Annotated in this window: 16 protein-coding genes; 15 read left to right on the top strand and 1 reads right to left on the bottom strand. The window is 49.9% G+C overall.

The annotated features are described in order from the left end of the window. Positions 1-130: 130 nt before the first annotated feature. On the bottom strand, positions 131-649 hold the full coding sequence (locus ABLA76_RS10770; protein WP_047770551.1) for an Hcp family type VI secretion system effector: 519 nt from the start codon (positions 647-649) through the stop codon (positions 131-133). Positions 650-1566: 917 nt separating this feature from the next. Here ABLA76_RS10770 and tssB point away from each other — a divergent pair. From tssB to ABLA76_RS10695, 15 genes are all read left to right on the top strand, one after another. Then, positions 1567-2064, top strand: a complete 498-nt coding sequence (tssB, locus tag ABLA76_RS10765; protein ID WP_348987914.1) for a type VI secretion system contractile sheath small subunit — start codon at positions 1567-1569, stop codon at positions 2062-2064. Positions 2065-2084: 20 nt separating this feature from the next. Further along, the gene (gene tssC, locus ABLA76_RS10760; protein WP_047770555.1) at positions 2085-3563 is read left to right on the top strand and encodes a type VI secretion system contractile sheath large subunit; all 1479 of its coding nucleotides are present in this window, start codon (positions 2085-2087) and stop codon (positions 3561-3563) included. A 2-nt stretch (positions 3564-3565) separates the two neighbouring features. Then, a complete protein-coding gene (gene tssE, locus ABLA76_RS10755; protein WP_047770557.1) occupies positions 3566-4006 on the top strand; it encodes a type VI secretion system baseplate subunit TssE in 441 nt (146 codons plus the stop codon). Next, positions 4007-5839: a type VI secretion system baseplate subunit TssF gene (gene tssF, locus ABLA76_RS10750; RefSeq protein ID WP_348987913.1), complete on the top strand. Its 1833-nt coding sequence runs from the start codon at positions 4007-4009 to the stop codon at positions 5837-5839. Then, the gene (tssG, locus tag ABLA76_RS10745; protein ID WP_348987912.1) at positions 5803-6855 is read left to right on the top strand and encodes a type VI secretion system baseplate subunit TssG; all 1053 of its coding nucleotides are present in this window, start codon (positions 5803-5805) and stop codon (positions 6853-6855) included. The genes tssF and tssG overlap by 37 nt, the downstream gene beginning before the upstream one ends. A 5-nt stretch (positions 6856-6860) precedes the next feature. Further along, positions 6861-8156: a type VI secretion system-associated FHA domain protein TagH gene (gene tagH / locus ABLA76_RS10740; RefSeq protein WP_348987911.1), complete on the top strand. Its 1296-nt coding sequence runs from the start codon at positions 6861-6863 to the stop codon at positions 8154-8156. Next, positions 8140-8694 (top strand): type VI secretion system lipoprotein TssJ, encoded by a 555-nt coding sequence (tssJ, locus tag ABLA76_RS10735; protein WP_047770565.1) that lies wholly within the window; start codon positions 8140-8142, stop codon positions 8692-8694. Before tagH ends, tssJ begins: the two co-directional genes overlap by 17 nt. A gap of 2 nt (positions 8695-8696) precedes the next feature. Then, positions 8697-10049: a type VI secretion system baseplate subunit TssK gene (tssK, locus tag ABLA76_RS10730; protein WP_047770566.1), complete on the top strand. Its 1353-nt coding sequence runs from the start codon at positions 8697-8699 to the stop codon at positions 10047-10049. Positions 10050-10051: 2 nt separating this feature from the next. Next, complete coding sequence (gene icmH, locus ABLA76_RS10725) at positions 10052-10819, top strand: type IVB secretion system protein IcmH/DotU (RefSeq protein ID WP_047770568.1); 768 nt, start codon at positions 10052-10054, stop codon at positions 10817-10819. Between the two features lie 9 nt (positions 10820-10828). Next, on the top strand, positions 10829-13546 hold the full coding sequence (gene tssH / locus ABLA76_RS10720; protein ID WP_348987910.1) for a type VI secretion system ATPase TssH: 2718 nt from the start codon (positions 10829-10831) through the stop codon (positions 13544-13546). Beyond that, on the top strand, positions 13546-14343 hold the full coding sequence (locus ABLA76_RS10715) for a Fis family transcriptional regulator (RefSeq protein WP_348987909.1): 798 nt from the start codon (positions 13546-13548) through the stop codon (positions 14341-14343). Before tssH ends, ABLA76_RS10715 begins: the two co-directional genes overlap by 1 nt. After that, positions 14340-15008, top strand: a complete 669-nt coding sequence (gene vasI / locus ABLA76_RS10710; protein WP_348987908.1) for a type VI secretion system-associated protein VasI — start codon at positions 14340-14342, stop codon at positions 15006-15008. Before ABLA76_RS10715 ends, vasI begins: the two co-directional genes overlap by 4 nt. A gap of 5 nt (positions 15009-15013) precedes the next feature. After that, positions 15014-16459: a type VI secretion system protein TssA gene (gene tssA / locus ABLA76_RS10705; RefSeq protein ID WP_348987907.1), complete on the top strand. Its 1446-nt coding sequence runs from the start codon at positions 15014-15016 to the stop codon at positions 16457-16459. Further along, the gene (gene tssM, locus ABLA76_RS10700) at positions 16456-20064 is read left to right on the top strand and encodes a type VI secretion system membrane subunit TssM (RefSeq protein ID WP_348987906.1); all 3609 of its coding nucleotides are present in this window, start codon (positions 16456-16458) and stop codon (positions 20062-20064) included. Before tssA ends, tssM begins: the two co-directional genes overlap by 4 nt. A gap of 83 nt (positions 20065-20147) precedes the next feature. After that, on the top strand, positions 20148-21554 hold the full coding sequence (locus tag ABLA76_RS10695) for a VasL domain-containing protein (RefSeq protein ID WP_348987905.1): 1407 nt from the start codon (positions 20148-20150) through the stop codon (positions 21552-21554).

Below are 21554 nucleotides of genomic sequence, written 5' to 3'. Positions count from 1 at the left end.
AAACAAATATAAAATAGAAAAACAGGAATTAAAGTAAATTAGCGGGAATTTTGAGATGTTAGAATGATTCAGCCAATGAATAATATTCATTGGCTGAAAAATTATGACTTAATATTTAATGAATAAGATATTAAGCAACAACCGGTGCGCGCCAGTCGTCAGCACCAGAAGTACCCGCAGTAGTGTGTTCCCAAGTAATCTTACGATAAGAAAGAGATACACGAACTAATTGCGTGAATTCTGATTTAGCCGGATCCTGGCAGTGTGGCATTTTGCAATCGATATCAACGATAGTTGCATCTTCCAGTTTTGTCGTAAAGAAATGCTCTTGTTTACCTTCGATTGAAGTACGATACCATTTCAATTCTACAGTAGGCAGCATTTCGCCAGAAGCCAGTGCGTTGTACAGCAGAGGAACTGATTTATTCAATGCAACGGTAAAGCGGAATGGCTTATGCGCACGCTGGCCAGAAGGTTGTCCTGACTGTGGATCAGTGGGGACAGTGACGATGTGGTCAAATTCTTGAACCAGCATTTCGTCTTCGTGGCCCTGAACAAAGATATTACCTACGGATTCAGCAGTGAATGAACCAGCGGTAATATGACCCTGAGTTTTACCATGGATGGAAATATAACATGGAGTTGGCATATGAATATCCTATAAAAAGTTACCAATATTAGTGTAAGTGTTCATTTCTTGCGTGATTATTCCATCTGTTAATAAAATGAAATTATCGCTTACCAAACACTCGGGGCGAATAATAAAGCTGAAATTGCCTGATGCAAAGTCATTTGAAAAATGCAATATGCACGTTAATTCAATGACAAATAATAATTTTATAATTATTGCCGTTATAAAATTTATAGCTGATTTTTTATAAACAATAAGCTTATTCAACTGGTTTAAAAATGATCTATGACTTTTTTATTTTTTTAACTTTTTGATATTTAATGATTTTTATTTTTTTATTTAAATATTTTTTATGATCATTTGAAAAGTGTTATCTAGATCAAAAAAATGGAAATAACCTGGATTGTTATGGCGAATAATTAATCAAGATAAAATACAAAATGATATTGATGATGATTATTGATAACGGTCTGTAAGGTTATATTTTATTCAGGTGAAGATGAAAAATATTTCTTTTAACGCAAATAATAGGTAGTGGGATTACGTACTCTTACAGAGAGTAAAACCAAACTTTCCTCTATTTTGAGCGCAAAAAAATGTTTATAACTTGCTATGGATTTTGATAGGAAGATTAAAAGCTTGAATAGAGGTCTTTATCAATTTGTGTTTAGGCTTTACATCAAAAAAATAAAATGTCAAACTCGAACTTGACGATTTTCGTATCGATGTTATTTCCACGATTGGATAGAGTATATCTGATTATTTAACTATATGTTGATATAAAACTATTCGTGCCTACAAATATAGTTGTCTTCTTTAGCCTATTTTTTAGGAAGATTTTCTGTATTTATTATATGGGTGAACATTGGAATCATTCTCTCACCAATAATGGGTTGTTAGACAGTTCATGGTTGTATTAGCCAAAGGATTCAAATATGAGTAAGAATAGTCCAGGTAGCGTAGCGCCGAAAGAAAGAATTAATATTAAGTATGTTCCTAATAATGGTGACCAGACCGCAGAAGTTGAATTACCTCTAAATCTTCTGGTTGTTGGTGACTTGAAAGGAAAAAGCGAAGATACGCCAATTGAAGAGCGGCAGACAGTTTCTATCAATAAGAACAACTTTAATGCCGTAATGAATGAAGCGAACATCAACCTAACTTTTAACGTTCCTAATCGTCTCGATGAAAAAAACGAAGAAGATCTGCCGGTTAATCTGGAAATAAAATCGCTGAATGATTTTTCGCCAGATAATGTCGCGAAGAAAGTGCCTGAATTAAATAAACTTCTCGAACTTCGTGAGGCATTAGTTGCATTAAAAGGTCCATTGGGAAATATCCCAGCATTTCGTGCTCGTTTGCAGTCACTACTGGATGATGAATCCGTTCGTGAGCAACTCCTGAAAGAACTTGAAATCGTCAATAAAAAATAACTGGTTAAAGGAATTTTTAAATGGCTCAACGCGAAGAAAACAGCACAGCTATTGCTTCTGGCGCAACGACTTCCTTGCTTGATGAAATTATGTCTCAAGCGAGAATGACTCCTGAAAATGACGGCTACTATATTGCTAAACAAGGTGTTGCTGCGTTTATCGGTAGCATCCTGGATACTGGCTCTAACGACGAACCCATCAACAAGCTGCTTGTTGATAAGATGATCGTTGAGTTGGATAAAAAGCTAAGTGAGCAGATGGATGAAATCATGCACGCGAAGCCGTTCCAGGAATTGGAATCTTCTTGGCGTTCACTGAAAATTTTGGTGGATCGCACAGATTTCCGTGAAAACATCAAAATCAACATCCTTCATGCCACTAAAGATGAATTGTTGGAAGATTTTGAATTCTCTCCTGAAATTATTCAGTCTGGCTTCTATAAGCACGTTTATGCCTCAGGCTACGGCCAGTTTGGGGGGGAACCTGTTGCTTCCGTCATCGGTAACTACGCGTTCAACAACACCACGCCTGATATTAAACTGATGCAGTATGTCAGTTCGGTTGGTGCGATGGCTCATGCACCATTCTTGTCTTCCGTTTCACCGGAATTCTTTGGTGTTAACAGCTTTACTGAGCTGCCTGCCATCAAAGATCTGAAATCCGTCTTCGAAGGCCCTTCACATACTAAATGGCGTGCGCTGCGTGAGTCAGAAGATTCACGTTACTTAGGCCTGACCGCCCCTCGTTTCTTGCTGCGTCTGCCTTATTCCAGTGTTGAAAACCCAATCAAGAACTTCAACTATCAGGAAAATGTCAGCCGTGAGCACGAACATTTCTTGTGGGGCAATACTGCGTACTTGTTGGCTAGCTGCCTGACTGACAGCTTTGCTAAATACCGCTGGTGTCCAAACATCATTGGTCCACAAAGCGGTGGTGCAGTCAGCGACCTGCCAGTTCACCTGTATGAAGCAATGGGTCAGATTCAGGCGAAGATCCCAACAGAAGTTTTAGTCACTGACCGCCGTGAATTCGAACTGGCAGAAGAAGGCTTCATTACCCTGACCATGCGTAAGGGTAGCGATAATGCCGCATTCTTCTCGGCAAACTCGGTTCAGAAACCCAAAGTGTTCCCCAATACCCGTGAAGGGAAGAACGCCGAAACCAACTACAAGTTGGGCACCCAGCTTCCATATATGTTCATCATCAACCGTCTGGCTCACTACATCAAAGTGTTGCAGCGCGAACAGATCGGCTCCTGGAAAGAGCGTCAGGATCTGGAACGTGAACTGAACATGTGGCTGAAACAGTACATTGCTGATCAGGAAAATCCACCAACTGACGTTCGTAGCCGTCGTCCTCTGCGTGCCGCTGAGATTAAGGTACTGGATGTTGAAGGCGATCCAGGCTGGTATCAGGTGGCGATGCAAGTTCGCCCGCACTTCAAATACATGGGTGCAAGTTTCGAACTGTCTCTGGTTGGACGTTTGGATAAGGAATAATCATGGCTGCGCTGTACAGTTGGAGTAGGGGCAGCTCTGCCAGTCTGTTCGAGCGCATTCAAGGGAAGAGCGGTGGCTCTTCCCGTCAATCAAGGATGCGTGCACTACTTGATTCTATTAGGAAGCATTTGAATGAAGTGCTGAATTCCCGTCCGGGTGCTTGCCAAAGTGCCGTAGATTTAGGGGTCATTGATCTCAATGATGCGACCGCAACATCGGTGGATTTCAAGCAAAGTATCGAATGGGCGATTGAAGGGTGCATCAGAAATTATGAGCCAAGAATATCAGCGGTTTCTGTCAGCGCCATCAATGATGATTCAGATCCGTTGCTGTTGAGCTTTCATATCAGCGCTGAAATCTCTCTGGATGATATCAACGATCTTGTGGAATTTAGCATCCAGTTGGATAACAACCGGCGCTATTGCCTGGAGCGAACCCAATAAATGTCATTTGAAAAATATTTCAGAGATGAGTTGAACTATCTGCGGCAACTGGGAAAAGAAGCCGCAGTTGAGCGCCCTCATCTTGCCGCATTTTTGTCAGAACAGGGTTCTGATCCCGACGTTGAGCGTTTGCTTGAAGGTTTTGCCTTCCTGACGGGCAACCTGCGGGCAAAGATTGATGATCAATTCCCTGAATTGACCCACGGCCTGCTCAATATGCTGTGGCCGAACTATTTGCGTCCAACTCCCAGCATGACCATCATCGAGTATACCCCGGATGAGAGCGTGGTGACGAAAGCGACACAGGTCAAGCGTGGCACACAGATTATGAGCCATTCGTTGTCGGCTCAGGATGATATTTTTTCGAACGAAAAATCGGCTGGCAAAAAAGACGATCCAGGTCGCTGCACCTTTACGCTCTGCCGCGATGTCTGGCTTTTTCCGCTTTCCATCCGTGACATTACCGTCAATAACAGTAATGAAACTGGAATTATCGGCCTGAATTTTACGTCGAAAACAGAACTGAGCCTGCATGAGTTGGAACTGGGCAAACTGCGTTTTTATTTGAGCGGTGATAATTATACTACCTCCCAGCTCTATTTCTGGCTTTGCTACTACTTCAGAAAAGCAGAGTTGGTGGCAGGTGATACCGTGATCCCGCTGCCAGATTTTGATTTTGTGCCTGTGGGATTTGAGCGGGAAGATGCGTTACTGCCTTACCCCAAAAATGCCTATATGGGATATCGCATCTTGCAGGAATATTTCTGTTTCGCGGAAAGTTTCCTGTTTTTTGATGTGAAAGGCTTCCCGGAACTGCCGGAAGATCTCAAGACCAAAGATTTCAAACTGAATTTACATTTTTCTCAGGCATTGCCACCAGAAGCCAAGATTCGCCATGACACTTTTCGTCTGCACTGCACACCCGCAATCAACCTGTTCCCCATGGACAGTGAAGCCATTGAACTCAATGGCAGCCAGACGGAATACCCATTGAAAGCCAGTTACAGCTTCCCGGATAACTACGACATTTTCTCCGTTGATAGCGTAGAAAGCTGGCTGACGGGGGAAAATGGTGAACGCAGTCGTGCCCGTCTTGGTGAGCGAGTCTATACCCCGTTTGAAAGTTTCAACCACCAAATGGATGACGAAGATGAACGTTCGATGCGTTATTACCGTATCCGGGTGAAAGAGTCGCCTTTCCGCCGGGGGTTGGAACATTTCATCTCATTGGTACGGAACGATGAGGCTGATCTGCTCAGACTCAAGCTGAAAGAAAATGTTTCGATCAGATTGACCTGTACTAACCGTGAATTGCCTTTAGAGTTGCGGGTTGGCGACATTAATTACCCGTCAACCGGCAGCCCGTCATTTGCGTCATTCCGCAATATTACGCGGCCGTCAGTGCCTCTCTACCCTTTGTTGGATGGCGGTTTGCACTGGTCATTGCTGTCAAATATGTCGCTCAACTATATGTCATTGCTGGATAAGGATGCCCTAAAACAGGTGCTACGTACCTACGATTTCCCCAGTATTCATAACCGGCAGTCTAAGCGTTCATCGCAGAAACGGCTTGATGCTATTGAAAAAATTGATACAAAGCCGACAGATCACCTATTCCGTGGTCAGCCTGTCCGTGGATTGCGTTCAACCCTGTATATCCGGCAACAGGCATTCAGCTCGGAAGGCGAGCTTTATCTGTTCAGTACGATTCTGTCACGGTTTTTCTCACTGTATGCCAGCGTCAATGCGTTTCATATGTTGAAGGTAATCAATTTAGATAATCAGGAATGTTATGAATGGCCGGTACAGATAGGTCAACACTCGTTGATGTAATCACTGAACAGGATCCTGCCACGCCGCTGGCATTGGATATCTCACAGTACAACTTTTACCAGCTGGTTGAGCTGCTTAACCAGCTAGCGGTAGCGTGGGATAAAACCGGAGAGACAGATCGTCCTGATCTGGAATCTGTCCGTTTTCGTTCCAGCGCCAGCCTGGCATTTCCGACCCGGGATGTCATCTCGCTTACGCAATCCAAAAAGGGATACTTCGAACTGGAAGTTTCCTTTATGGGGTTGCATGGCAGCCAGTCCCCGATGCCAGGCTATTATCTGGATTCACTGGCATGGGAAGATGCTCAGGGGGAAAACCGTCTGACGGATTTTCTCAACATTTTCAACCACCGTTTAATTACGATCCTGCATCAGATTTGGCGGAAATACCGCTATTACATCTGTTTCAAGAAAGGTGGGGAAGATTATTTTTCTCAACGTATGTTCTCTCTCGTTGGGTTAGGCAGTGATGTCAACCGCCGGATGCTGAACATCAATCACAGCAAAATGCTGGCGTACGCCGGATTACTGGCAAGCCCCGGACGTTCGCCAGAAGTCATATGCAGCCTTGTTTCCCACTGTTTTGATTTGCAGGACGTCACGTTGCACGGCTGGCAATTCAGGAAAGTCACCATTCCCGTGTATCAGCAGAATCGCCTGGGGGGAGAAAACAAGGGGCTAAAAGTTGGTGATACCAAATTATCAGTATTAGGAGACAACTTCACCATTGGTTCTTGGGTTGGGGATTATAGTGGTAAGTTTTTGCTTAGTATCAATAACTTAACTCGGGATCGGTTCCTTTCATTCCTGCCTGATGGCAAAAACTATCTGCCCTTGGTGATGTTCATCTCTTTTGTCATGCGCAGCCAGTTTGCTTGGGAACTGCGTCTTAGCCTGGCTGAAAATCAGGTCAGCGGCATGGTATTGGGGGCAACGCAGAATAACCATTTGGGATGGACCAGTTTTCTCGGCGAACCGGAACAGAAACCTTCTGTCATCATTTCAGTTATGGAATAACGACCATGGAAAAAAATCAACCAATCCTTTCATTGCGGGTTCTTAACAGTGAACAGCTGGAAAGTGGTAAAGCCGCCAACTGCCAGTTCTCGATACAGGGTGGTACGGTCGGTAGCAGTGAAAGCCACCTTTGGTCAGTGCAGGATCAGCAGGGCAATGTCTGCCCGTCCCAATTCGCCATTAAATGGCAGGATGGGGCATTTTGCCTGCAAGTATTTGCTGAATCAGTGCAAATCAACAGTGCGGCTTTGACGCCAGAGTCGGGTTTGATCTTGTTACAACAAGGCGATCAAATCAACGTAGGTAATTTGTCGATCAAGACCCATATCAGTTTTTCTGAGGCAGATCGTGTTGATCCTTCAATGATATCCCCCGAATCGTTGGTTTCCAGTTATAGCAATCCGTTGGATGCCATGATGGAAGGTGCACCTGTACAAAAATCGGCGTTTGCCCACGATGAAGGCATTGCTCCAACGGTTATGCATCGTTTCAGTGATGATCCGCTACGGGTACTTGATAGCGAGAGCCTGACCACATTGAAACCCAGGGTTGAAGCTGATGATACGGAACAACTTTTGCCGCCGGATCATTACCAGACCCCCCCATTTGCTAACCCTATTTCTGATAACCGAGGCAGTGTTATGGATCAGGAGTTCCTTGATTTACCGGACATCGATTCCGACAGACAGTACGAAAGTATGGATGTTGATCATGTCGCCATTACCCCTCTCATGCGTGGGCTGGAAGCGCGTTTGCCTTTGCACGACAGCCAGCAGGCAAATGATTTTCTGCAAGAAATGGGTAAAACCATGAAAGCCGCCATTGAGGGGTTATTGGCTCTCCAGCGTGAACAACATGGGTTACGTGATAAACAGCTCCGGCCTATCGAAGATAATCCACTGCGCCTGAATATGGATTATGACACGACCATGCAGGTGATGTTTTCTGATCAGAAAAGTCCGGTTCATCTCTCCGCTCCGGCTGCGGTAGCGGAAAGTCTGCAAAACCTGCAATTACACTATCAGGCTAACCGAATTGCCATCTCTGCCGCACTGGACACCATGCTGGAAGCCTTTGCGCCAGAGCAATTGCTCCGTCGGTTCTCACACTATCGTCGTAGCAATGAAGCCAGGAATAAAGACGCATCCTGGGCCTGGGACATGTACACCAACTATTACCGAGAATTATCTTCCAGTCGCCAACAAGGATTCGAAAAATTATTCCGCGAGGTGTATGAGCAGGCTTATGACCGCGCATTGCGTCAGGGCTTGGAGGAATCCAGCAATGACACATTCCGCTAGTCGCCGTATATGGGCTGTAGGGATTTTATTGCTGTCAGTGATGTTGCTGAACGGCTGTAGCAGTGCATGGAACGCAACAAAAAAAGTGGGCCAGGTCATTTGGGACCCTTCCACACCGGTAGGTAAACCCGATGAGCAGGTCTCTGTTGCCAACATTACATTGCTGGCCGAACCCGACATCAACCCCAATGAAAGTGGTGAAGCGGTCCCTGTTGAAATGAATTTGGTTTATCTCAGTGAGGATTCACGCTTTCTGGCTGCCGACTATGACCAGCTTGATAGCGATAAGCTCGAAAAAGCACTGGGGAAAAACTACATCGATCATCAGGATTACACCCTGTTACCAGGACAATACAAACCCCTGGAGCAGATCGCATTGGAAAAGAAAAACCGTTACATCGGGGTCATCGTTCACTATGCAGATGCAAATCAATCTGAATGGAAAAAGATCATCCGGGTAAAAGACATCGGCCGCCATTATCACATTTTGGTGCATGTCAGAAATAACGACGTCGAACTTAGAAAAGAGGAGGAGTAATCATGCCAGGCAAAAATCGGGTGATTTGGCACGAAGGATTATTCATCAAACCCCAACATTTTCAGCAACAACAAAAACATATTGATTATCTGGCACATAGCCTTGTTTCAGTCTTGACACCTTATGCGCACGGTTTCAGCTCCCTGAGCATTAATGATGATTTACTCAAACTGGGACGTATCGGGATCACCGAAGCCAGTGGCATTATGCCGGATGGCACTGTTTTTTCTGCGCCTGGCCAAGATATGCTGCCAAAACCGTTGGATATCCAAAATACCAATGGCGAGAAAAGCAAAGATATTTATCTGGCATTGCCTATGTCCAGCGATACCATTCTGGAAATTGCCGATCCGGATGCAGAAACGCAAAGTACGGTGCGTTATCGCAAATTACCGACCAATATCCGAGACCTTCATACCAAAGGTGGTGATACCACTGCCGTGGAGCTTGCCCAATTGACGCCCGTTCTGATGCAAGGCTCCGAGGACATGAGTGCTTACACCACCATTCCACTGTGCCGCATCAAAGAAAAGCAAAAAAATGGCAACATTGTTCTGGATAACGAATTTGTCCCGACCTGTTTGTCTATCTTCGTGGCTGACAAACTCAGGCGTTTCATGGTGGAAATTGATGGCCTGCTGACCGAGCGTTCAAGAACACTGGCTAAACGCATTGGTTCGCCGGGTCAGCAAGGGGTGGCGGATGTCGCCGAATTTATGATGCTGCAATTGCTCAACCGCGTTCAGCCGTTGTTCAACCATTATGCCAAACAAACCGTTTTGCACCCGCTACATTTGTATACCGAGCTACTCCAGACTTGTGGCGAGTTGAGGACGTTCACCGATTCAAGCCGCCTGCCGGGGAATATATTGGCGTATGACCACAATAACCTGACCGATACCTTCCAGGCTGTGATGCACGCAATTCGTGATGCGTTAAATGTGGTTCTGACCCCACGTGCAACTTCGATTGCGCTGAAACAGAACGAAGGTGGCATTCGTGTGGCAACACTGCACGACAACGATCTGTTGCGCAAGTCCGAATTCGTACTGGCAATCAGCGCCAGCACACCGCAGGAGCAGTTGCGACGCCAGTTCGTCCAGCAAACCAAAGTCACATCAATGGAAAAAATCCGCGATCTGGTCAGCGTCCAGTTGCCGGGCGTGCCATTGATTGCCCTGTCTGCTGCGCCACGCCAGTTGCCGTATCACTCTGGATATACCTACTTCCGTCTGGATCAGAAGAGTCCGGCGTGGAAAGAGATCCTGCAAGGAAATTCCATCGCGTTCCACGTATCAGGGGATTTCCCTGACTTAGATATGCAGCTCTGGGCTATCAGGGGCGGTAAGGAATAATCATGAGTGATATCAATGTTGACAGTCCGTCACTGGAAAAGTCTGAAACGCTGCAAACGTCTCAACGCCAGTACCAGCTACCGTTGCGTGGTGAAAGCCTCAACCCCATGATCGATGCCGCCACCCCCTTGCTGGGGATGGTCTTGCGTTTGCAGGATATGACGGATCAGGCACTGCCAGACAAGCTTTACCAACAGGTTGTTACTGACATTCGGGCCATTGAGCAGTCTCTGCAAACCAAGGGTTATGAACCCGGCGCGATTGTTTCATTCCGTTACGTACTGTGCACCTTCATTGATGAAACTGCGTTGGGGCACGGCTGGAACAGCCAGAATGGCTGGTTGAAGCAATCATTGTTGGTGCACTTCCACAATGAAACCTGGGGAGGGGAGAAGGTTTTCGTCTTGCTTGAACGTTTGATGGGAGAGGCGCAGCGCTACCAGCATCTGCTGGAGTTCATTTACCTCTGCCTCTGTCTGGGCTATCGCGGGCGCTACAAAGTCAGCGCCCAGAAAAGCGATGACTTTGAGCGCTTGTTCCGTCGGTTGCAGCAACAGCTTCACTCACTGCGCGGGGATACTCCGCCGACCACGTTGTATGTCAACGTCAACGAGAGTAATGCGCGTTATCGCCTGAGCAGACGATGGACTATCAAGCACCTGTTTGTGATTAGCGTGGGCTTGCTGGTGGCTGTTTACAGCTTTTATGCCATTCGCCTCGGTGATCAGACCCAAGACATATTAAAGCAGCTAAGTAACTTATTGAGATAGGAAGTCGCCATGATCCAGATTGATCTGCCTACCCTTGTAAATCGTATAAACCCGATGACCCGCCATGCACTGGAAGCGGCGGCGGCATCCTGCGTCAGTCAGCAACAACCTGAAATCACGGTTGCGCAGCTGCTGCTCCAAATGATCGATACGCCACTTAGTGATGTACGACTCATCTTCAATAAAGCAGACATCGATAAAGATCTGCTCAAAGAACAGCTCGATCAGGTAATGACGCACCATCAAACGCTGGTGCAGGCCTACCCCAATTTTTCCCCAATGCTGGTGGAATGGTTACAGGATAGCTGGTTGTTGGCTTCCACAGAGATGCAGCACACCGAACTGCGCAGCGGCGTTATGCTGATTGCATTGCTATTCAGCCCGCTGCGTTACCTGGCACCACAAACTGCGCGTCTGCTGGCAGGTATCAACCGCGAATTATTGCGCCAAAACTTTGCAGAATGGACGAATGGTTCGGCTGAACAGCCTTTTGCGGACAACAGTAATAAAGATGGGCAGGGCGCACATCCGGCAAACAGCGACAGTTTGCTGGCACGCTTTACCCAGAACATGACCGAACAGGCACGTCAGGGCAAGCTGGATCCGGTTTTATGCCGCGATAACGAGATCGATCTGATGATCGACATCCTGTGTCGTCGGCGCAAAAACAACCCCATCGTCGTGGGTGAAGCGGGGGTCGGTAAAAGTGCCCTGATTGAAGGTTTGGCATTGCGCATTATTAACGATCGCGTACCGGACAAATTGCGCAACAGTGAACTGATGACACTGGATCTGGGGGCATTGCAGGCTGGGGCCGCAGTTAAGGGTGAATTTGAAAAACGCTTCAAAGGCATCATGGCTGAAATTAGCCAATCGGCAAAACCCATCATCCTGTTTATTGATGAAGCCCATACCCTGATCGGTGCGGGCAATCAAGCGGGAGGTTTGGATATCTCCAACCTGTTGAAACCGGCTTTGGCACGTGGTGAGCTGAAAACTATCGCCGCCACCACATGGAGCGAATACAAGAAATATTTTGAAAAAGATGCCGCGCTATCCCGTCGTTTCCAACTGGTGAAAGTGTCTGAGCCAACAGCGGATGAAGCAACCGTCATCATGCGTGGCCTGCGAGCCATTTACGAGCAGGCGCACGGCGTGCTGATTGATGATGAAGCCCTGAAAGCCTCAGCGGTATTGAGTGACCGTTACCTTTCCGGCCGCCAATTGCCGGACAAAGCCATTGACGTATTGGATACTGCCTGTGCCCGTGTTGCCATCAACCTGACTTCACCCCCGCGTCAGATCTCTTCGTTAACGACCGACCTGCACCAGATGCAAATGGAAATCGACGTGCTGGAGAGGGAACAACGCATGGGATTGAACATCCATGCTGAACGATTGGACGCGTTGCAAAACCAGCAAAAAGACGTTCAGCAGCAACTCACCGCGTTGGAAATGAGCTGGCAACAGCAGCAAGAGTTGGTGAAACATATCATCGAACTGCGCCACCAATTACTGGCGGATGATTCTTTCGTTGAAAATACGGTTGAAGAGATTGTCGGGGATGAGGATAAACATGAAGCGACTAAGCCGGGTGAGACCGCAGAAGAAGCCGGGATAGCCGGGATAATAGAAAAAGTCGCTGACGAACAATCCTTGATCGAAAAACTGGCGACGCTTAATGTCCAGTTGGCAGAACTACAGCAGAAGCAAATACTGGTTTCCCCGCATGTGGATAAAACCCAGATTGCGGCGGTGATTGCCGAATGGACGGGCGTACCATTGAACCGCTTGTCACAAAGCGAACTTTCCATTGTCACTGAATTGCCTGTTCACTTGGGGCAAAGCATCAAGGGGCAGGAAATTGCGATCCAGTGTTTGCACAAACACTTACTGACTGCCCGGGCCGATTTGCGTCGTCCGGGGCGTCCTCTTGGGGCATTCCTGTTGGTCGGGCCAAGTGGCGTCGGTAAGACAGAAACCGTCCTGCAAATTGCGGAACTGATGTTTGGTGGCCGTCAATACCTTACCACCATCAACATGTCCGAGTTTCAGGAGAAACACACGGTTTCCCGTCTGATCGGTTCACCCCCGGGTTACGTCGGATATGGTGAAGGTGGTGTACTGACCGAAGCCATTCGCCAGAAACCGTATTCAGTTGTCTTGCTGGATGAAGTGGAAAAAGCTCACCCTGACGTACTGAACCTGTTCTATCAGGCTTTCGACAAAGGGGAACTGGCGGATGGAGAAGGACGCATTATCGACTGTAAAAACGTCGTGTTCTTCCTGACGTCAAACCTGGGCTATCAAACCATCGTAGACAGTGCCGAACAGCCAGCGCAGATCAACGACCTGCTTTACCCTGAATTAGCGGCATTCTTCAAACCCGCCCTGTTGGCGCGGATGGAAGTGATCCCTTACCTGCCATTGGGTCATGAAACGCTGAAAATCATTATTCAGGGCAAACTGGCCCGACTGGATACCCTGTTGACCCAACGTTTCAACGCAGAAGTCACCATCAGCGACGAGGTATCCGAAGAGATCCTGCAACGTGCTACCCGCGCGGAAAATGGTGCCCGTATGTTGGAGTCCATCATTGATGGCGCACTGCTACCGCCAATTTCATTACTGCTGTTGCAGAAAATGGCGGCGGGGACCCCCATCAGGGCCATTCGCTTAACCGTGGTTGAACACGAATTCCACGCAGAGGTTGAGGAGGCAGAATAATGAAACAGCGGCTGAAAAGCGCGTTAGCGTTATTGGAAAATGACACTGTAGAACAACTGGCTGACCATTTTTTGCAGATCAGCCATAGCTCGCGTTTTGATGCCCTGTTGGTTTTCCTGCTGAACATCAACGAAAACAGGTTGGAATGCTATAACTTGCCGGCGACTCAGCAAACCAGTTCGCGCCGATTGCAAGTGGACATTGATGACGTCAATAACCCGTTGATACAGGTATTACGCAAGGGAACCCCAACTGTTTGGGATTCCCTTAATCACGGGGCACGCATTGATGAGCCATACTTCCGCACGTTTATCGCGGAACTACCGCATAATTGTGGGTTGTACGGCATTCCCCTGTTTGACTGCAATGGGCAGGCTTGTGGGGTGATCGCTATCTTTGCCGAAGATGTCCGCCATTTCATCAACAATGAAAACATGTTCGGCATCTATTGCCATGTCATGCAGCATCGCCTGAAAAAATTGCAGGAACTCGAACAACTGCGTGGACAGTTACGCCAAATCCGCCAGGTATTTCAGGTTCAACGCCAAAAAGAAAAACAATTGGATGAATTGCTGGCTTCCCTGAGTGAATCGAAAAAACCGGCGGCAGTCAGCCGTATCTCCGTGGATTACAGTCATATCGATAATCTGCCAAAGGCCATAGAAGAATTTGAAAGCGCCGTGTTGATTCAACGTCAGCGTCAGTTTGGCAATGACACCAGATTGATCGCACAAAGCCTGGGTATTGCCCAGCGGACGTTGGTTTACAAACTGGCTAAGTACGGGTGTAGATTATGAATATTGTTTTAATTATCAGTTCATTGCTCGCTTCATTGACAGGGAACCCCAAGCTTGCAGAGGTGGCAGAACTCAAGGACGTGGTTGCGGTGAAGGAAGAGCAAAATTTAGATGAGTTGCATAAATGCCGCTTTGAGCCGTCTCCTCTTATCCGGCTGGCATGTTATGACCGCGCGTTGAATAACCTCAAGTTCAAAACGGTGAAAATCCCTATCGAAAATATGGGACATCTGTGGCGGCAAGCGATGGAACAGGAGATGAAACGTACCGATTACTCTACCAGCTTCATTGTGACGCAGGGAGAGAATGGTGCGGCACCGATTATCTTGACCACGCCCGCGATTGGCGTAGCCCCCCCACGTCCCGTATTAATGTTGAGTTGCATTGACAGTATCACCCGCTTGCAGGTGGCACTGCCCAAGCCCGTAGAGTCAGGGGCTGTCATTGTGGCAACAGACAGAACCGAGTACCGTACTGAATGGTTCGTGCGGGAACAGGGTTACTTGTGGGAATCCAGCCGTGGTTTACCGGGCATTGAAGAAATCAAGCGCCTGATGAACAGCGACCGGATGAGTATTACAGGCAGTAATGGTAGCCAGATAACCTTTAACATTTCTCAGTTGGAGCAGGCAGCGAAGCCATTACGTGCTGCTTGCCGTTGGTAATCGACATGGACATCAGAACACAATTCGATTGGTTCGGCTCCCTGCTGGCCCCCCTGTCCGACGAACAGATTGGCAAGGCGCTGGGAGACAACGAACCCGCATGGGAATACATTGACGGCGAAATGATCAAATTTGGCTCGCTGTCACATGGGGCGCTGGATGTTGACGAGATCCAGCGTCAGGCACTGCAATTATTGCGTGAAAACAGCAAAGACTTCCGGTTGGTGGTTCATCTGCTGCGTACCCTGCAACATGCTGGTAACGCGGCTGAACTGATCCTCGCAATGGAGTTGTTGACCGAATATATCAAAAACTACTGGGAAAAAGCCTGGCCAACCAAGCCACAGTTAAAACGTCGGCTGGCACAGCAAGTACTCAAGCGTTTCGACTCCGCCCAGAGCAGTTTTATTGAACAGGCAAGCAAAAGTGAACGGGATGATGCACAAGGGGCGTTAGCCCATCTCGCCCAATGCTGGCATGCCAATGAAGCGGATCTTGCTAAAGACGTTGACCAACTGCGCATTCGTTATAACCGTCAGCCAGAAACCGTCCCTGTGGAGACAAAGCCTGCCCCTGCTGCGGTGCCCACATCATCTTCAGCCGAATCTGTGGTGCAAACGCCACAGGGTTTTCAAGCTGCACCGATGCCAGACGTCGATGTCAACAGTTCGAGCGAAAAAGCGTGGAAGCAGACGTTGATGACCGTCGCAGATCTGCTGTGTGAACGCTATCCCGAATTGCCTGTGGGTTATTCCCTGCGCCGTCACGCGGTATGGCACACCATCACCACGGCACCGATGGCGAATGCAACAGGCAAAACCCCATTGGCACCGACTTCCGCCGATCGTACTGCCGACTATGTGGCGAGATTACCGACGGCAGACAACAAATTGCTCCAGCAAATCGAGCAAAGCCTGACGCTGGCTCCTTACTGGCTGGATGGTCATGCCATTGCCGCACAAGCCGCATTGCAACTGGGATATGGCAATGTCGCTCAGGCCATTCGTGATGAACTGAATGCCTTTTTAGCACGGTTGCCCGTGCTGAAAACCTTAAGCTTTTCTGACAGTAGCCCGTTTATTTCCCCTGAAACCCTCGACTGGCTCACGCCTGAACCTGTGGCAACGGGCAAGGGTTCCGTTTCTGCTGATCAGGAAGTTATCTGGCAATGTTTCCAGCAACAGGGACTGGAAGCAGCCCTGAAAATGCTGGAAGCACATCAGCAACAGTTAACGGAGCCACGGGATCAATTCTATGGTCAATGGCTCAATGCCCAATTGCTTGAAGAAGCTGGCATGACAGCGCTGGCCCAACAGCATTACCGGAATTTGTTACACACGGGACAACACATGCAACTTATTCAATGGGAACCCGGCCTGCTGGCTTTATTGGCTGAAAAACTCCCTTCTCCTCTCAAGGATACGGCTTCAAACAGGAGTGTTAACCCATGAAATGGCCCTCTTTGTCATCTTTGGCTCCATTGAAATCAGCTTTGCCGACACTGGCAAAGTTTAAATCCTTGCCACGTCTCAAGGCATTGATGGCACTGGTTCTGGCGCTTATCCCCTGCTTGCTGTTAATTGCGGTCTGGTGGTGGGGACCGGACTGGAAACTGCGCAACGATTATCCACTGGAAAGCCTCGCCGCCCGCTGGCTGGCAACAATTATCATTGTCATGATGGTCGTGTTCTGGGTTGGCATGAAAGCCTGGCGTCGCTTGCGGACTCTGGAAAAACTGAACCTTGACGTTGAACTGAAAGTAGTTGATCCGGTACGGGTGGATATTGAACATCAGGATCGTTATCTCGACCACTGGAAATCCCAGTTGCAACGCCATCTGGACTCGTACAATTACCTGTATGAACGTCCGTGGTACATCATCATCGGGAGCCAGAAAAGCGGTAAATCCTCACTGATCAAGGAAGGTTATAAGCTCTCCGAAATCGCGGCACCGGAATATTTGCGTCAGGATGGTGAAGTGCCCCTGATGCTGCGTTGCTGGTTAGGGGAAAAAGCGGTCATTATCGATCCGAAAGGGCAGTTAATAGACCAGCCAGTTCCGCTTAACAGCGACAAACCGCAAATCAATAGCCGTCTGTGGGAAACATTGCTGAACTGGTTGACTGAAAATCGTCAGCGTCAGCCCCTCAACGGCATTATCCTGACCGTGGATACCCTGCGTCTGATGTCTGATAGCCGTGAACAGCGTGAACGCTATGTACGGGAGATCCACCAGCGCCTGCAAGACATTCGCCTGACCTTCCACAGCCAGTTGCCGCTCTATCTGGTGATGACCAAAATTGACCTGTTACACGGCTTTGAGGCGATGTATCAGTCCCTGGATCGCAAACTGCGCGACCAGATTTTGGGCGTGACATTCAGCCTGAATAACCGCGATGAAAAAGCGTGGCGCAGTGAACTGGACGCGTTCTGGACGCAGTGGATGGGCAACCTGAATGCGGCGATGCCAGATATGATGCTGAACAATGTGGACGCCAACCAGCGCAGCGCCCTGTTCAGTTTTACCCGCCAGATCCAGGGGCTGCACAGCTATATCACCCAGATGCTGGACGATATTCTGTATAACGACGAACACCACCGTCCCACCTTGCGCGGTGTCTATCTGACATCAGCCCATCAACGGGGACAGATGGATGACCTGTTCACTCAGTCTGCGTCGGCCCAGTATCACCTGGGATCGCAGGCATACCCGACCTGGCCGGTGGGCGATACCCTGCCGTACTTCACCCATTCGTTGTTCGAAAATGTCCTGCTGGCCGAGCCGAATCTGGCGGCGGAAAACCGGATCTGGTTGAGCCGCAATCGTCGCCAGTTGTATACCTTCTCCGTGATCAGTGCGTCGGTCATTCTGGCGATGTGGGGGGGCTGGCATTACTTCTACCAGAAAAACTATCGGGCCGGTGAAGAAGTGCTGGCACAGGCGAAAAACTTCCTGTCCGTCCCGCCTCCGAAAGGGGATGACCGCTACGGTAACCTCCAGTTGCCGCTGCTCAACCCGATCCGGGATGCGACTCTGGCTTACGGTAACTATCACGACAATAAATCCTTCCTGACCGACATGGCGTTATACCAGGGAGGCGGGGTCGGGCCGTATGTGGAAGGCACCTACCTGAAACTACTGGAGCAGCGTTTCATGCCGGCATTGATGCTGGGATTACTGGATGACTTAAATCAGGCCCCGGCCGGCAGCGAAGAAAAACTCGAGATCTTGCGCGTGATGCGCATGATGGAAGATGCCAGCAAGCGTAACAGCGGGCTGGTGGCCCAGTATATGCGTGAGCGCTGGAGCAAGGCATTTCACGGTCAGCGTGATGTGCAGGCGGCGTTGCTGACCCACTTGAATTACGCGCTGGAGCGGACTGACTGGAAGGAGAAACGGGATAAGGGCGAACAGGATGCGGTGGATCGCTTCGCCCCGTTTGTCAAACCGATCCGGCAGGCGCAGCAGGAGTTGAAAGCGTTGTCCGTCAACCAGCGGGTGTATCAGAACCTGCGTATCAAGGCTCAGGATGCCCTGCCCGCTCCGATCAACCTGCGTGACCAGATTGGCCCGAGCTTTGACAGCGTGTTTGTGGCCAGCAACGAAAAACGGCTGGTGGTACCGCAATTCCTGACCCGCCACGGCTTGATGGATTATTTCGTCCAGCAGGGCAATGAGCTGGTGGAGCTGACGGCGATGGACAGCTGGGTGCTGAACATCAAGAATAACAGCCCGGAGAAATACCCCGAACAGGCGTCGTCACCGGTGAACGATAAGTACAGTGACACCGATCAGTCGCGCATCCAGCGCGAAATCACCGAACTGTACGTGGCCGAGTACACCGCAACCTGGCGGGCAGCGATGAACAACCTTGAAGTGCGTGACTTTGATGACCTGCCGCAAGCCATCAGTGCTATCGAACAGGTGATCAGTGGTGAGCAGCCCCTCAAGCGGGCGCTGCAAATCCTGAGCGACAACACCAATCCGTCGCTGATAAGTCCTTCGCTGAGTGACAAGGAAAAACAGGCGCTGACGTTAAAAGAAGACTACCGCCTGTTAAACCGCATCAGCCGCGACTTTGCCCCGGAAACGGGGGTGCTGGTTGAACGCGGTGACAAGGGCAGCACGTTGCAAAGCGTCTACCAAAAACTGATGGCCCTGCACCGTTACCTGCTGGCGATCCAGAATTCACCGGTTCCGGGTAAGGCCGCCTTGCAGGCCGTCCAGATGCGTCTGGACAAAAACAACAGTGACGCCATTTTTGAAGTGCAGCAGATGGCGAAAAACCTGCCGGAGCCGCTGAACCGCTGGGTCGGCGAACTGGCTGAACAGGCGTGGCGCGTGGTGATGATGGAAGCGGTCCGCTCGCTGGAAGTGGAATGGAACGACACGGTGGTCAAACAGTATAAAACCTATCTGGCGGGGCGCTATCCGTTCAACCCGAACGCCCGCGAAGAAGTGCCGTTGAGCGAATTTGACCGCTTCTTCCGGCCGGGCGGGACGCTGGACGCCTTCTATCAGCAAAGCCTGAAACCGTTTGTGGAAAATAACCTGACCACGGGCACCGACGGCAAGATGCTGATCCGTCCCGACGTCATGAAACAGCTGGCCGTGGCGAATCGTATCCGCACCACCTTCTTTACCCCGCAAAACGGCCTCGGCACCCAGTTTGCCGTGGAACCGGTCAGCCTGACCGGGAACAAACGCCGAGCCTTGCTGAATCTGGATGGTCAGCTGGTGGATTATTCTCACGGGCGCAGCAATGTGGCGCGGCTGGTCTGGCCAAACTCGATGCGCGCTGGCACGGAAAGCCAGCTGACGTTGATGCCGGCGAAAAGCAATCAGGCGCCGCGCTCTGTCAGCTTTAGCGGCCCGTGGGCACAGTTGCGGCTGATTAACAGTGGCAAGCTGACTCACGTCCAGCCGGGCTTCTTTGATGTGCGCTTTAGCGTTGATAATGGCGAGATGACCTACCGCATCTATGTGGATGAATCGGATAACCCGTTTGCAGGCGGGCTATTCAGTCAGTTCAAACTGCCGGACACCCTTTATTAAGGGGGAAGGCAGCACGTCAGTCTTGAGATCCACCCCGCCCCCTGCCTTCGGGCAGGGGTTTTTTTAAGGAGAAAAGCGAGAATATGAGCGAACATCCTGAAAACCTTATCATCCGGGCTGGCGGCAGTCCGCTGAATTTGCCGGAATTTGCCGTTATCCGTGATGAAATCAATAAAACCAGCCATCCGGCGCAGCCAGAAGTGAACTGGCCGTTGGTGGAATCCCTGTCCCTGACGCTGTTCAAAACCAACGGGGTCGATTTACAGACCGCGATTTACTACACCCTGGCGCGGATGCAACTCAATGGGTTGTCGGGGTTCACCGAGGGTTGTGAACTACTGGCGGGGGTGATTGTCAGTGAATGGGAGACGTTGTGGCCAGCCCAGCCGCAGGTGCGTACCGACCTGTTGGAGTGGTTCCATTCCCGAACCGGCAGCGTGCTGCGCCAGTGGGATTTTACTGCCAGCGACCTGCGGATGATTTACCGCGCCGAACGTGCTCTCCAGCTGATTATCGACCGGTTGCAGCAATCCGACCTGAAACGCTTGCCGAGGGTGGAAAACCTGTTGTGGTTCTTCCAGAACGCAGCGAAAAAACTGGAAAAACCCCGTCAGGCGGCGAAACCGGTGTCACAACCGGTGCAGATGCCACCGCTGGTCTACCTGTCCCAGTCGGAAGCCGAGCCGGAAACGCCTCCGTCCCCGCCGCCCCTGCGCCATGACCCTCAGCCCGCTCCCGATAGTCAACCGCGGGTGCGGGTTCGGTTTCCCGAACATCCGCCGCAGGGACTCAATGCGTGGCAGGGTTTTGGCTTGGGCACCCTGTTGGGCTTATTGGTGTTCGTGGGCGGCTGGCTGTTGTGCTACAAGCCCCTGCAACAGCAACTTCGGGCCATCACCGACCACCCCGGGGGAGCCAGGCTTGCGTGGTTGTATCAACCGGAACTGGCGGATTATTCCCGCCAGCTGGAACGGCTGGCTGAGACCTCGCCCCGGGTCACCTGGGAGGCGGCCCGCCACCTGACCGCGACTGCGGAACAGCAGTGGCCGCAGTCGCCGGTTCAACAGCAGGCGACCCGCCAATGGCAGCAGCAGGTCACAGCCCGGATTGACAGCGTGCCGCTGACAGGTGGCTGGAACACCACCCGCGATCAGCTTCAGCAGCTGGCGGATAAAATCCTGTTGCAGGAGCGTACCCGTGGCAGTTTCACGCTGTCTTACCTGAAAACCGCAGTCTATGACATCCAGCGCAGCCACGGCAGTGACGTGCCACTGGAAGAACAATTGCGCCAGTTGAGTGTTTATGCGGCCAAAGGGGAGCCGGCACCGCCGGTACTGCTGAAAAGCATTGATGACCGCTTTAACGCCCTGCTCGGGCGCTATGACCGGCTGCGTCAGACGAGTGAACAGCGGGAAAGTCATCACCACACTGCGGCCGAACCTCCGGCCCTAAACCAGCCCCTCGCGGTTATACCGGACGGTGGGCATTAA

It is taken from the genome of Xenorhabdus sp. SGI240 (genome assembly GCF_040081915.1).
Taxonomy (GTDB): Bacteria; Pseudomonadota; Gammaproteobacteria; order Enterobacterales; family Enterobacteriaceae; genus Xenorhabdus; species Xenorhabdus bakwenae.
This window is presented reverse-complemented; position numbering and strand designations above follow the sequence as displayed.